The sequence below is a fragment of the Luteibacter yeojuensis genome (assembly GCF_000964085.1).
Lineage (GTDB): Bacteria > Pseudomonadota > Gammaproteobacteria > Xanthomonadales > Rhodanobacteraceae > Luteibacter > Luteibacter yeojuensis_A.
The window spans coordinates 26,995-40,210 of the sequence record NZ_JZRB01000023.1 but is presented as its reverse complement, the minus strand read 5'-3'; the positions used below and the strand labels follow the sequence as shown (position 1 = coordinate 40,210).

10 protein-coding genes are annotated in these 13,216 nt (G+C 68.7%); 5 read left to right on the top strand and 5 right to left on the bottom strand.

Annotated elements, in window-relative coordinates; genetic code table 11:
* Positions 1 to 72: 72 nt before the first annotated feature.
* Together VI08_RS11475 and VI08_RS11470 are read right to left on the bottom strand one after the other, a co-directional pair.
* Entirely contained in the window at positions 73 to 1,821 is a 1,749-nt protein-coding gene (locus tag VI08_RS11475) for a 3-hydroxybutyrate oligomer hydrolase family protein (protein ID WP_045829730.1), read from the bottom strand.
* Positions 1,822 to 1,837: 16 nt separating this feature from the next.
* Positions 1,838 to 2,770, bottom strand: coding sequence for a hypothetical protein (locus tag VI08_RS11470; protein ID WP_045829729.1), 933 nt, complete (start codon positions 2,768 to 2,770; stop codon positions 1,838 to 1,840).
* Positions 2,771 to 2,877: 107 nt separating this feature from the next.
* On the opposite strand from VI08_RS11470, the gene VI08_RS11465 reads away from it, so the two are divergent.
* The 3 genes from VI08_RS11465 (at position 2,878) to typA (ending at position 7,551) form a co-directional block, all read left to right on the top strand.
* Positions 2,878 to 3,297: a hypothetical protein gene (locus tag VI08_RS11465; protein ID WP_045829728.1), complete on the top strand. Its 420-nt coding sequence runs from the start codon at positions 2,878 to 2,880 to the stop codon at positions 3,295 to 3,297.
* 68 nt (positions 3,298 to 3,365) lie between these two features.
* Positions 3,366 to 5,573: a pilin gene (locus VI08_RS20860; RefSeq protein WP_052697844.1), complete on the top strand. Its 2,208-nt coding sequence runs from the start codon at positions 3,366 to 3,368 to the stop codon at positions 5,571 to 5,573.
* Positions 5,574 to 5,703: 130 nt separating this feature from the next.
* Entirely contained in the window at positions 5,704 to 7,551 is a 1,848-nt protein-coding gene (typA, locus tag VI08_RS11455) for a translational GTPase TypA (RefSeq protein ID WP_045829727.1), read from the top strand.
* Between the two features lie 95 nt (positions 7,552 to 7,646).
* Here the strand turns inward: typA and VI08_RS11450 are convergent, their stop codons facing one another.
* Positions 7,647 to 8,750 (bottom strand): mechanosensitive ion channel family protein, encoded by a 1,104-nt coding sequence (locus VI08_RS11450; RefSeq protein ID WP_198148928.1) that lies wholly within the window; start codon positions 8,748 to 8,750, stop codon positions 7,647 to 7,649.
* Positions 8,751 to 8,822: 72 nt separating this feature from the next.
* On the opposite strand from VI08_RS11450, the gene VI08_RS11445 reads away from it, so the two are divergent.
* A complete protein-coding gene (locus tag VI08_RS11445) occupies positions 8,823 to 9,356 on the top strand; it encodes a mismatch-specific DNA-glycosylase (protein ID WP_045829725.1) in 534 nt (177 codons plus the stop codon).
* Here the strand turns inward: VI08_RS11445 and VI08_RS11440 are convergent.
* Together VI08_RS11440 and VI08_RS11435 are read right to left on the bottom strand one after the other, a co-directional pair.
* Positions 9,329 to 10,549, bottom strand: coding sequence for a cytochrome c (locus VI08_RS11440; protein WP_052697843.1), 1,221 nt, complete (start codon positions 10,547 to 10,549; stop codon positions 9,329 to 9,331). The genes VI08_RS11445 and VI08_RS11440 overlap by 28 nt on opposite strands.
* Positions 10,546 to 11,247 carry a c-type cytochrome gene (locus tag VI08_RS11435; RefSeq protein ID WP_045829724.1) on the bottom strand — a complete coding sequence of 234 codons (702 nt, stop codon included), beginning with the start codon at positions 11,245 to 11,247 and terminating at the stop codon, positions 10,546 to 10,548. Before VI08_RS11435 ends, VI08_RS11440 begins: the two co-directional genes overlap by 4 nt.
* A gap of 82 nt (positions 11,248 to 11,329) precedes the next feature.
* Between VI08_RS11435 and VI08_RS11430 the strand changes: the two genes are divergently transcribed.
* Positions 11,330 to 12,901, top strand: coding sequence for an amidase (locus VI08_RS11430; RefSeq protein ID WP_045829723.1), 1,572 nt, complete (start codon positions 11,330 to 11,332; stop codon positions 12,899 to 12,901).
* Positions 12,902 to 13,216 lie beyond the last annotated feature (315 nt).

Sequence of the window (13,216 nt, the reverse complement as noted above, 5' to 3'; positions counted from 1 at the left end):
GGGGGGATGCAAAGGCTACCGAAGATGGCGCCCGCCGCCCAATAACTCAAGCGGCGCTGCGTGATGAAAGGCTCAGCCCGTGGGCAGGGCCAGGGCCTCGGCCGTGAGCGCCCCGGGCCCGCGCGGCCGGGTATCGCGGACCAACGCATCCTCCGGCAGGGGGCGCCCGGCGGTGATATGCGCCCAGGCCCGGTCCAGCGCCGCGTAGCCGAACGGCAGCAAGGGCGCGTGGCGGTCGCCGAAATCCGGGAAGGCCAGGAAGGCGTCGAAGTGCTGGGCGTGGGGCACCTTCCAGAACACTGGGGAGCGGCCGGAAGCGCGCAGCCAGGCCACGTAGGGCTCGGAGCTGAAGGCGGTGGGGATCAGGCCGTCCCCGGCCCCGTGGACGACGAGGACCGGCAGGCCCTCCCGGGGTAACGCGGCGGCCGTGCCGGCCACCCCCTGGCGCAGGGCATGGGCATCCACGCCCTGCCCCGTCCACAACTCGCGCAGGCAGAGGCTGCCCGGCAGGGTGGGGTCCAGCGACAGATCGGTGCCGCCGGCCAGTGCGATGCCCGCGTGGGGCGGCACGCCGGAACCATCCGCCCACCAGGCGGCGCGGAGTACCGCATCGATGGGCGACGGGATGCCCGCCGACTGCTGGATACGGTACGAGAACCCGCACGGCATGCGGCCGGCCTCGCGGCGCAGGTAGGCGGAGGCGTAAGCCACCGCCACGGCGCGCCACAGGTCCAGCGACGTGGACGACGCGGCCACCCGCAGCGCGTCGTCGCGCCAGCCCGCATCGCGCAGCATCGCCAGCGCCTCGGCGGCCTGCCCCTGCGGCGTGTTCGCGGTGAGCCTGCCGTGCGCGCGCAAGGCGGCCCCGCGGAGCGCCCAGGCGGGCGGCGATGCGATGCCGACACGGGCGAAGGGCACGCCATCGAACTCAGGCGCGGCGAGCGCGGCGGGAAGCAACACCGCGGCTTCCGTGGCGTAGTCGTAGAACGCGCGCCCGTGGCCCTCCACGTGGATATTGGGCTCAAGCGCGACGACGGCGGAAAGGATGCCGTCCGTGTCGTCGCCCGCCGCGCGCAGCACGGCGCCGCCACCGTTCGAAAGCCCGGTGGCGATGATGCGCGTGTTTGCCGGCGTGAACGGGGCTTCGTCGGGGAAGGCACGGTCCAGCATGGCGAGGCCAAAGCGCGCGGCCTGCAACACGTGCTGGCCCCAGTCCGCTTCCGGGTTGTCGCCGGAATGTGCGTGCTTCACCGCGATGCCGGCGTCGGCATCCACGCCCTTCGGTTCGAATTCCAGCGTTGCGTCACCGGCCTTCGCACGCGTGCCGTCGAGCGCGACGCCGCTTCGATCAGCAGGGTCGAAATAGCCTGCGCCGGTGCCCTTGTCGGTGTAGGCAACGGCACACCCTCGCGGCAGGCCCCATGCACCCGCCAGGGCGATCGGGCCGTAGATACCGCGCGAACCGGATGACGCCGTGACGACAAGGCAACGCTGCCCGTGATCGAACCCATCGGGAACCTGTGCAAGCACGCGGTGCGGGTGACGCGCACCCGGCAGCCATGCGAACGCCGTGAATTCGCGGCCCGGCACATCGGGCACCGCGCCATAGACGGTGCCGAACCCACCAAGCGGGCCAAGGTCGGCAATGCCACGCCAGCTGGCCTGGATGGCGCGGCGGCGCAGCTCGGCAGGCGTGGGTAACGCGGGTTGCGCGAAGCGTGCGGGCGCCCCTGCGAGCGCGCGCAGGCCCAGCCCCGCGCTCAGCAGGTCGTCGCCATCGCGGTGCTCGGTGGTGCGTACGTCGCCGAAGGTATCGGGCATGGCCAGGGCATTCCTGTTAGCGCCGCCGGCTGATGCGGCCGATGCGCGCGGCATGCCAGTGTGCCAGCCAATGGGCGTACTCGGCACGCTCGCCATGCACATGGCGCACCGCCCGCAACGGCGGCAACGCACGCGCGGGGTGCGCGCTCGCCCATTGCGCCCGCTCCGCCACCAGGCGCTCATGCAGCGCTTCAGCGATGCGCATTTCCCCGGACGTGTAGCGCGCATGGAAGATCTCGCCCAGGGACGCACCCCACTGGCAATCGTGCTGCCAGCGGCATACGCCAAAGGTGATCGGGCCATCGGGGCCGCAGCCTCCGACCAGGTCGCATTCGAGCAACATTAGGGCGATGCCCTGGAGCTTGGCGAGGCGCTCGTGATACGGCGTGTTCGCCACCAGGTCTTCGCCGAAGCGCCACGGTACCTGCCCGGGTTCGAGAATCGCCATCCACGCCGTGCGGATGTCGGCTGCGGGCGCGTCGCGCAACACGTCGGCGTAGAACCCCGTCGGCACCTTCGCATGCCTTGCGTGGGGCCAATTCGGGTGGCGTAGCCGGAACTGCGTCGACACACCCTGGCCATACCAGAATGCCCAGCCATCTTGTGGCATGTCATTGCAGTAAGCGGCCTGCCAGTACCGGAAGGCCTTCTCGCTCGCGGAGTACCCACGACGCTGCAAGAGATCGCGGGCCATGCCACCGGCACAGGGCAGCGAGGCCTGCCATAGCGCATAGAGCGCCGTGGGGTCTGTATCGACATGGTTCGCCAGGCGCGCGAACGCCATGGCGTACGAGTCGCCCGGCTGCAGGTACCGCCCCACCGGCGAACGGCTGGCCGCCGCATGCACCGGCAGCCGCGCGGCGAGCAGCGTCGCGATGCTTCCCATGCTGATCAACAGGCTGGCCACGAACACCGGCCACCGCCACGCCTTGCGCACGTCCTTGAACATCGGCTGGATCCCTGAGCCGTAAGGTGCGGCAAGCCTACAACAACACCCTAACAACCTCGCCCCTACCATCCGGGGCGACATCACCTGGCAGCCCCGGGAGGGAACGGATGGAACGGCGCATCGAGATCGACGGCAAGACGATCACCACGGACGACCCCCACGGCGTCCTCGCGCACACGGTGGACCCACGCACGGGCCGCCCCGGCGTCGACACCGAACGCACCCGCAGCGAACAGGCCGCACCCCTTCCACCCGAGGGCTTCCCGAACCCCGCCGAGCCGCTGGGCCAGATCGCAGCGCAGAGCGCCCTCTTCTCGCGGATTTATCACGGCCAGGCGGGTGGTACCGCCCTGTTCGCCACGGCGCTGGTGTGGTTGCTTCCCGTGTTTTTCCTGGCGCAGATTCCGTTCGATCTCGTGGACGTGCCGGCCGTGGGGAAGTACGTCATGGCCGCGGTGCCGGTGGTGCTTTATGGGTGGTTCTTTGGGCATGCGGTGGTGGCGCGGGGGCGGCGGAAGGCCGCTTAAGCGCCACGTATCGCTGCTATCCTCCGGCTTCCCGGCAGGAGCCGGACGAACCCAGGGGATACCGAGCAATGATTGCCCGTCGTACCGTGCTGCTTTCGGCAGCCATTTCCACCGCGCTGGCCCTCGCGGCCTGCCACAAGAACGATGACGCGCCGAAGGCCGACCCGCAGGCGGTGGCGGCCGCGCAGGCCGCGATCTCGGCGCCCGCATGGCTGCGCCAGCACCTGCCCGCGCAGACCGTGGCCTACCTCCGCATCCCCTCGCCGTGGGGCATGCTCAACGGCGTACCGAATGGCCGCCCGCTCGATGCGGCGCTGTCGGCCAAGGCCAACCTCGACGCCATCGCCAAGGTGCGCGAGGCCATCGCGAAGGACAAGCTCCTCGCCGACCTGAAGGCCGGCCCCGCGTTGACCCTGCTGCTGGGCGACCTGCGCTCGACGCTGGAAGTGGCGCTGATCGATCCGCTGGGCATCCCCTCGCCCACGTCGCGCGGCGTGATCACCGCGGTGCTGGATTTCCCCAGTGTCGACGCCTTCAACCAGCGCCTTGCCGCCCTTTCGCCGGCGACGCCACTACTCGAGGCACCGCTCGATGCGCAGGGCAACGGCAAGCTCGCCAGCGGCATGGGTGCCGTGCACTACGACCTGGCCCAGCACCGGCTGTGGATCAGCGCGGGGGTGCCGATGCCGAAGGGCCCGTCGCCCGCCGACCCGGCGACACTCGCCAGCCTCATGGCCGACATCAACAAGGCCACCGCCAACACCGCGCCGGCCTTGCTGCCGGTGCTCGAAGCGCGCATCGATACCACCGGCGAAGGCTTCTTCGGCTGGGTGACGATGCGTGGCGTGGGTGCCGTCGCCGCCGCGCAGGCGGGCGACCAGCCGTTCGGCAAGCTGCCGGGCGATTTCGCCTCGAAGGCCGACGCCATCGCCTTCGGCGCGGGCACGGTCAACGGCCGCGGCCAGTTCCAGTTCCTGGTGCACGCCCCGCAGGCACGCGCCCTGCAGTACCTGGCCCCGTCGGGCTTCGCGCCCACGCTGAAGACGGTGGGCGAACCGCACTGGGCGGTCACCTTTGCCGTGCCCTCGGCCGACGGCTGGAAGGCCTTCGAAAACAACCTCAACCTCGACTTCGGGCCCGACGGCGCGAAGAAGGTGCGCGAAGGCCTCGACAAGCTCGAGAAGCGCTTCCACTTCAACCCGGCCAGCTACACCGCCTGGTTCGGCCCCGAGGCCATCCTCTTCGCCGACGACGCCGGCATGTTCAACGCCATCCATGTGCGTGACTGGAAGGCCTGGCACGATTTCCTCGCGAAGAACACGAACGCCGGCTGGGCCACGGGCACGACGAAGGTGGACGGCACCGAGGTGCACTGGCTGTCGGTGCCGGGGCACTCGGCCGACGACCTGCCCGCCGATGCCGACGCGACCATGCGTGGCTTCATGCAGCTGATCGACCGCGCCGGTGGCAAGGCATGGTGGACGGAGGACGGCGAGTGGGCGGTGTTCGCCAAGGTGCCGCAGGCCCTTTCGGACCGCGCGGCCGCCGGCGCCAGCTTCGCCGTGGACGACTGGTTCAAGGCCCACGGCTACCCGGGGCAGCGCACCTTCATGGGCTACACGGCCACCAGCCAGGGCGCCCAGCGCGACGCGTATTACACCTACCTGCAGCTGCTGCAAGTACTCGCCGCCGCCTCGGGCTCCACGGCCGATATCGCCACCCTGCCCTCGGCCCACACCCTGGGCCTGCCGGACAAGGGCGTGGTCGGCGCGGCGCTGGAGATGGACAAGGAAACGCTGGGCATCTCGCTCACCTACGAGCAGTCGCCGATCGAGCTGGTCGGCCAGGGAGGCGGTGCCACCGGCGTCGCCGCGCTCGCCATCATGGCCGCCGTGGCGGTGCCCCAGTACCAGGAGTACATGATCCGCGCGGAGGTCAAACGCAGCCTCGACGCGCTTGAGCCGGTGAAGGCCGCCGTGGCCGAGCGCCGCCTGGCCACGGGCAAGTTCCCGGCCAGCAACAAGGCCGCCGGGCTCGATGCCCCCGAGGCCCTGGGCAACGACGACCTCGGCAGCATCGAGGTGGGCACGGGCGGCGAAATCACGGCCCAGTTCGACGCCACGGCGCCGCACAAGGCAAATGCCAAGCTGGAAGGCGGCATCCTGGTGCTCAGCCCGGTGGTGGAAGGCAAGGAGGTCACCTGGCGCTGTTCGGCCGAGGGAATCGAGCCGAAATACGTGCCCGAAGCCTGCCGCGAAGAGCCGCTGGAGCCCTGATCCGGGGCCGTCTCGCCGGGGCCCGCGACCGGGCCCCGGCACCGTCATGCGAAAGTTTGAAAAAGTCTTTATAATCGGCGGCTTCCCATCCCAAAGAGGCCGCCCCGGCGCAAAAGCCGGTGCATGACGCATGTCCATCGAATTCCTGCGCAATATCGCCATCGTCGCCCACGTCGACCATGGCAAGACCACCCTCGTCGACCAGCTGCTTAAGCAGTCGGGCACGCTCAACGAGCGTACCGTGCTCGCCGAGCGCGTCATGGATTCGAACGACCAGGAAAAGGAGCGTGGCATCACGATCCTGGCCAAGAACACGGCCATCACCTGGGAAGACAAGAAGAAGGGCGTCAAGAACCGCATCAACATCGTCGACACCCCGGGGCATGCCGACTTCGGCGGCGAAGTCGAGCGCGTGCTGTCGATGGTCGATACCGTGCTGATCCTCGTCGACGCGATGGACGGCCCCATGCCGCAGACCCGCTTCGTCACCCAGAAGGCGTTCGCCATGGGCTTCAAGCCCATCGTGGTCGTCAACAAGGTCGACCGCCCGGGCGCCCGCCCGGAGTGGGTGGTCGAGCAGGTGTGGGATCTGTTCGCCAAGCTCGGCGCCACCGACGAGCAGATGGAATTCCCCATCGTCTACGCCTCGGCCCTCAACGGCTACGCCTCGCTGGACGAGAACGCGCGCGAAGGCGACATGACCCCGCTTTATGAAGCGATCATGCAGCACGCGCCCAAGCCCGACGTCGACCCGGAAGGCGCGTTCCAGATGCGCATCAGCCAGCTCGACTACAACAACTTCGTCGGCGTCATCGGCATCGGCCGCATCCAGCGCGGCACCCTGAAGAAGGGCATGCCGGTCGCCGTCATCGACCGCGAAGGCAAGAAGCGCCAGGGCAAGGTGGTCCAGGTGCTCGGCTTCCTCGGCCTCGAGCGCATCGAGCAGGACTCGGCCGAAGCCGGCGACATCGTCGCCATCTCGGGCATCCCCGAGCTGACCATCTCCGATACCGTCACCGCGCTCGATACCCCGGAGGCGCTGCCGGCGCTGAGCGTCGACGAGCCGATGATCAGCATGACCTTCCAGGTCAACAACTCGCCGTTCGTCGGCAACAAGGATCTCTCCGGCGGCAAGTTCCTCACCAGCCGCCAGCTGCGCGAGCGCCTTGACCGCGAAAAGGTCCACAACGTGGCCCTCCGCGTGGAAGACGGCTCCGACGCCGACAAGTTCCTGGTCTCGGGCCGCGGCGAACTGCACCTCTCGGTGCTGATCGAAAACATGCGCCGCGAAGGCTACGAGCTGGCCGTGTCGCGTCCGGAAGTCATCCTCAAGGACATCGACGGCCAGAAAATGGAGCCGATCGAAGAACTCGTCATCGACATCGAGGAAGTGCACCAGGGCGGCGTCATGGAGCGCCTCGGCATCCGCAAGGGCGACCTGAAGAACATGGTCTCCGACGGCCAGGGCCGCGTGCGCCTGGAGTATGAAATCCCGGCGCGTGGCCTCATCGGCTTCCAGAACCAGTTCAAGACCCTCACCCAGGGTTCGGGCCTGCTGTTCCACGTGTTCAAGCACTACGGCCCGTACACCCCGGCCCCGATCGCCAAGCGCCAGAACGGCGTCATGATCGCGAACGCCCCGGGCACCACCCCGGCCTACTCGCTTGGCCCGCTGCAGGAGCGCGGCAAGCTGTTCGCCGCCGAGGGCGATTCGGTGTACGAAGGCCAGCTCATCGGTATCCACGCGAAGGACAACGACCTGACCGTGAACGCGATCAAGCCCAAGCCGCTGACCAACATGCGCGCCTCGGGCAAGGATGACGCGATCCAGCTCACCCCGGCCACGAAGTTCACGCTCGAGCAGGCGCTGGACTTCATCGACGACGACGAGCTGGTCGAAGTCACGCCGAAGGAAATCCGCATGCGCAAGAAGCACCTGACGGAAAACGACCGCAAGAAGGCCTCCCGCGGTATGTAACGAAAGAGCCCGGCGAAAGCCGGGCTTTTTTTATGCTTGCCCTCCTGTGGGAGCTTGCTTGCACAAGAGTCCCCGCCAGACAACGCCAATGGCGCCTACCCCATGTGGGAGCGCGCTTGCGCGCGATGCTCCAGGTTCCGAAGCGGGCCCTCCACATCCCCCCGCCAGCGCGGCAGGAACGCCGGGCATTCGCGCCTGACAAACGCGATCAACCCCTCCCGCACCTTGCACCGCAGATCGAACGACTTGCCCGAGTTCGTCGAGCTCATCAACGCACGCACCTGCATCGCCTTGTCGTTGCTGTCCACCACCTGCAGCACCATCACGCGGCCATCCCATTCGGGCGCGGCCTTGCAGATGCGTTCCAGCTCGCCGCGCAGTGGCTCCAGCGGCAGCCCGTAGTCGAACCACAGCAGCACCGAGCCCAGGATCTGCGACGACGTGCGCGTCCAGTTCTGGAACGGCGTCTCGATGAAGTACTGCAACGGCACGATCATCCGCCGCTCGTCCCAGATCTTCACCACCACGTAGGTGCTGGTGATTTCCTCCACCTTGCCCCACTCCCCTTCCACGATCACCACGTCGTCGATGCGGATGGGCTGGGTCAGCGCGATCTGTATCCCGGCGATGAGGTTGCCGAGCACGGGTTTTGCCGCCAGGCCCACGGCCAGGCCCGCGATACCGGCCGAAGCCAGCAGGCTCGCGCCGAACTGGCGGACGCCCGGGAACGTCATCAGCGCCACGGCGATGCCCAGCACGATGATCACGACCATCGCCGTGCGCGACAGCACACGCACCTGCGTCTGCAGGCGCCGTGCCCGCAGGTTGTCTTCGAGGTCGATGGGGTTGAAGCGCGTCACCGTGGCTTCGAGTGCGCCGATGCAGCGGACGAGGAACCACGTGCAGGCACCGATGAGCGCGATACCCACCAGGTGTTCGAGGCCATCGATCAGGCGTGCCGGCTCGTCCGGCGCGGCGCGGAACGCCGCCAGCACGGCCACCAGCGGCACGATGGCCTCCAGTGGCGTGTTCGCCCGCGCGACGATGCTGGCGCCCATGGGGTGGCGCAGCGCCAGGCGGCGCAGGAACAGGTCCGCTACCCGGTGGACGAGGCCCGCGACGGCCAGCGCGATGATCACCACCAGCGCAAAACGCGTCCACGGATGCGTGATGTCAGGCATCCAGTCAGAAGAGTTCATGGGCCACTAGCCTAAGAGGCCGGATGTCGACACTTTGTTGTGGTGCATCAAACGCGCGTTAAAGTAGCCCGCATGAGCGATGCCGATTCCGCGCAACACGTGCTGCCCGATGTGCTCGAACCCGGGCTGCGCCTTGTCTTCTGCGGCACGGCCGCCGGCGCGCGTTCCGCGCGCGATGGCGCCTACTATGCGCACCCCGGCAACCGGTTCTGGCGTGCCGTGTTCGCCGTGGGCCTCACGCCCCGGCTGCTCGTGCCTGCCGAATTCCCGCTCATGCCGGGGTTCGGCATCGGCTTCACCGACGTGGCCAAGTTCCACCACGGCAACGACAACCAGCTGCCGCGTGGTGCCTACGACGCCATCGCCTTGCACGCGAAGATCGAACGCGCCGCGCCGCGCGTCGTCGCGTTCACGAGCAAGCAGGCAGGCATGGCCGCGTTGGGGCGCAGAACCGTCGCCACGGGGCGCCAGGCCGAGCCCTTCGCTGGCGCCATCGCTTGGGTGCTGCCCTCGCCCAGCGGCCAGGCACGCGGGTCATGGAACCTCGCCACCTGGCAGGCCATGGCCGACGAAGTGCGTCAGTTGGCGCCGGGGATCGACCGGTAGGCGCGCACGTCGGCGGGCGACACGGATGACGCGCGGTTCGACCACGCATGGCGGATGTACGTCACCACCGCTGCCGCATCCTCGTCGCTGAGCACCTGCGAGAACGGCGGCATGGAGTACGGGCGCGGGTTGCCCGCCGTGGCCGGCGCGAAACCACCCGACAACACCGTGCGGATCGCGTTGATGCCGGTGGGCTCGGTGACCGATGCGTTGGCATCCAGCGCGGGGTACGCCGCGCCCTTGCCGCGGCCGTCGGTGGCGTGGCACGCGGCGCAGTGTTGCGCGTACACCTTCTGGCCGGCCTGCGCGACAGTGGCCGCATCGACGGCGTTGCCACGCTGCGTCACCGGCGGGCGCGGCGGCAGCGACTTGAGGTACACCGCGATGGCGGCGAGATCGTCGTCGGTGAGGTGCTGCGTGCTCTTCACCACCACCTCGGCCATCGGGCCCAGCGCCGTGCCCTTCGCCGAGCGGCCCGTCTTCAGCAGCGCCACCACGTCGGCCTCGCTCCAGCCCGCGAGGCCGCCGTCGCGGCCCATCGACAAGTCGGGCGCATACCAGTTCTGCACGGGCACGAGGCCGCCGGCGAGGAACGGCTCGGTGGCCATCGCGCCGAAACTGTTCCGGTTCGCGTGGCATTCGTTGCAATGGCCCAGGCCCTGCACGAGGTAGGCGCCGCGGTTCCACGCTTTCGATTGCTTCGGGTCGGGCTGGTATTCGCCTTCGTCGAAATACATGAGGCGCCACGAAGCCATCAGCGAGCGCATGCGGTAGGGCCAGCGCAATGTGTTCGGCGTGGCCGGGTTGCGCACCGCGGGCAGCGACTTCAGGTAGGCGAACATCGCGTCGCTATCGGCGCGCGTCACCTTCGTATACGACGTGAACGGGAATGCGGGGTACAGCGACGTGCCGTCGTGCGAGATGCCCTCGTGCAATGCCTTGTAGAAATCGTCGGCGGTCCAGGTGCCCAGGCCGGTTTCAGCGTCGGGCGTGAGGTTGGGCGACGGGATGGCGCCGAAGGGCGTGGGCACGACGCGGCCACCCGCCATGGGTTTGCCGTTGCGGGCGGTGTGGCACGAGGCGCAGTCGCCGGCGGTGGTGAGGTATTGGCCTTCGGTGAGGGGATCGCGCGCGAGCGCGCTCCCACAGGGAGCCAAGAACAAGAATGCGATAACTAGGCGGAGGCGGCTCATGTGCCGTCTCCCAGCACGCCGCAGCGCAGGGGCGGCTTCACGCTGCCCGCGGGCTCGGGGTGGGCGCCGTCAGGCACGGGGCGCGCGGCGAGCCACCCCGCGACGGCGCTGATGTCGGCGTCGGTGAGGCGGCTGACCACCGTGGCCATGCAGTCGGGCGCGGTGGTGCTGCGCGTGTTAGTGCGCCAGGAGCCGAGCTGCGCGCTGATGTAGTCGTACGGCAAGCCGACGAGGCCGGGGATATCGGGCTGCACGCCGGTGAGGTTCGGGCCGTGGCAGGCCATGCAGGCGGGCACGCCCTTCGCCGGGTCGCCCTTCGTCACCAACTGCTCGCCGCGCGCGGTGGCGGTGGGCGGCATGGGCGGCACCGGGTGCATGGCATAGGACACGTCCTGGCTCGCGAAGTAATCGGCGATCTCATGCAGGTAGACGTCGTCGAGCGGCGCCACCATGTACTCCATCACCTCGTAGTGGCGCAGGCCCTTCTGGAATGCCTGCAGCTGCCGCACCAGGTAACCCGCCGGCTTGCCGGCCAGGCGGGGGTTGAAGCCGTTTTCGCCGCCCTCGCCGTGCGGGCCGTGGCAGCTGGTGCACGCGGCGATGCGCTGCTGCAGGGTATCGGGCACGGGGGCGGCATCCTGCGCGCGCACCGCGCACGCCAGCGCGAACAGCACGAACCATCCGAACGAACGTCGCATCGCCTCGCTCCCCTGGGGCCGACCTTGGGTCTGCCTGAGTATAGGGCTACCATCGGTCGCCAAACCCCGGGGGAGAGACCTTATGCCGCAGCCACGCCTTGCGCTCGCCGTCGCGCTCGCACTCGTGCTTCCATTCGCCGCCCACGCGCGCGACGCCGGCGAGGACGACGCCTACGCCTCCATCGCGACGCTGAAGCAGGCCTACGCCCGCGGCGAGCTCACGCCCGCTGGCATGACCCAGCTGTTCCTCGACCGCATCGCGCGCATCGACAAGGCCGGGCCCACGCTGCGCGCCGTGCTCGAGACCAACCCCGATGCGCTCGCCATTGCCGGCAAGGCGAAGGGCAAGGGCCCGCTGGCGGGCATCCCCATCCTGCTGAAGGACAACATCGACACCGGCGACAGGATGCAGACGACGGCCGGCTCGCTCGCCCTCGCTGGTTCCACGGCACCGAAGGATTCCACCGTTGCCGCGCGCCTGCGCAAGGCCGGCGCCATCCTGCTGGGCAAGGCCAACCTCAGTGAGTGGGCTAACATCCGCTCTAACCACGCCACCAGTGGCTGGACCGGCCGCGGCGGCCTCACGCTCAACCCCTACGTGCTCGACCGCAATGCCTGCGGCTCCAGTGCCGGTTCGGGCGCGGCCGTGGCCGCCGGCCTCGCCACCGTGGCCATCGGCAGCGAAACCGACGGCTCCATCATCTGCCCCGCCTCGATGACCGGCCTGGTCGGCATCAAGCCCACCGTGGGCCTCGTGAGCCGCACCGGCATCATCCCCATCTCGCACAGCCAGGACACCGCCGGCCCCATGGCCCGCAGCGTGGCCGACGCCGCCGCCGTGCTCAGCGCCATCGCCGGCAGCGACGCCAGCGACCCAGCCACGAAAGACGCCGACAGGCACGCCACCGACTACACCCGGTTCCTCGACCCCAATGCCTTGAAGGGCAAGCGCATCGGCGTGGTCCGCCAGCTCGCGGGCATCGAACCCAACGCCGACGCCGCGCTGGAAAAAACCATCGCGCTGCTGAAGGCGCAGGGCGCCACCGTGGTCGACCCCGTCGAGATCCCGCACCTGAAGGAACTCAGCGAACACGAACTCGACGTCATGCTCTACGAGTTCAAGCACGATATCGCCGCCTACCTCGCCACCCGCCCCAACCAGCCGATGAAAACGCTGGCCGACCTCATCGCGTTCAACGAGGCGCACAAGGACAAGGAGATGCCGTGGTTCGGGCAGGAGCTGTTCCTGATGTCACAGGAGAAGGCAGGCCTCGATGACCCGACGTACAAGGCGATCGTCGAGAAGAACAAGCGCCTCGCCGGCCCGGAAGGTATCGATGCGGCGCTAGCGAAGGACCACCTCGACGCCCTGCTCGCCCCGAGCTGGGGCCCCGCGTTCGTGAACGACCTGGTGCTGGGCGACCACGTGGTGAGCGGCGACCCGACGGTGGGTGGCGTGTCCGCGCCGGCGGCGATCGCGGGGTATCCGTCGATCACGTTGCCGGTGTCGTTTGCACATGAGTTGCCGGTGGGGGTGGTGTTTTTCGGGGCGAAGTGGAGTGAGCCAGCGTTGATTGCGATTGCGTATGGCGTGGAGCAAAAGGCCAATGCATTCCAGCGGCCGAAGTTTCTTCCTACGTTGCCGGTGAATTAAGCGGTTCATTCGCTTTGGCGAATGCATGTCTTTAGCGGCGTTCGCCGCCTATTACGTGTGGCGTCGAGGCGAAGAGCCCTTGGTGCCCACCCTCGCTGCTCAGACAGGTCCTCCGCGTTCGATAAGGAAATGCGCCTGCCGGCGCACGACGTTATCAATTGGCCTACGGCCGCTCTCTTGTGCGGAACTCGCCTCGAGGGTGGACACCAAGGACTCTTTGCAACACGGAGGCGGCATGAGGTCGAGCCACGCTCGCGGCGCGGGGCGCCCGCACGGACAAGGGGACGCGGACAGCCGGTTGTCCGCGGACAACAA

Coding starts and splice junctions, on each gene's coding strand:
- VI08_RS11475 (WP_045829730.1), bottom strand. CDS start 1,821: ATGCCCGATACCTTCGGCGACGTACGCACCACCGAGCACCGCGATGGC.
- VI08_RS11470 (WP_045829729.1), bottom strand. CDS start 2,770: ATGTTCAAGGACGTGCGCAAGGCGTGGCGGTGGCCGGTGTTCGTGGCC.
- VI08_RS11465 (WP_045829728.1), top strand. CDS start 2,878: ATGGAACGGCGCATCGAGATCGACGGCAAGACGATCACCACGGACGAC.
- VI08_RS20860 (WP_052697844.1), top strand. CDS start 3,366: ATGATTGCCCGTCGTACCGTGCTGCTTTCGGCAGCCATTTCCACCGCG.
- typA (WP_045829727.1), top strand. CDS start 5,704: ATGTCCATCGAATTCCTGCGCAATATCGCCATCGTCGCCCACGTCGAC.
- VI08_RS11450 (WP_198148928.1), bottom strand. CDS start 8,750: ATGAACTCTTCTGACTGGATGCCTGACATCACGCATCCGTGGACGCGT.
- VI08_RS11445 (WP_045829725.1), top strand. CDS start 8,823: ATGAGCGATGCCGATTCCGCGCAACACGTGCTGCCCGATGTGCTCGAA.
- VI08_RS11440 (WP_052697843.1), bottom strand. CDS start 10,549: ATGAGCCGCCTCCGCCTAGTTATCGCATTCTTGTTCTTGGCTCCCTGT.
- VI08_RS11435 (WP_045829724.1), bottom strand. CDS start 11,247: ATGCGACGTTCGTTCGGATGGTTCGTGCTGTTCGCGCTGGCGTGCGCG.
- VI08_RS11430 (WP_045829723.1), top strand. CDS start 11,330: ATGCCGCAGCCACGCCTTGCGCTCGCCGTCGCGCTCGCACTCGTGCTT.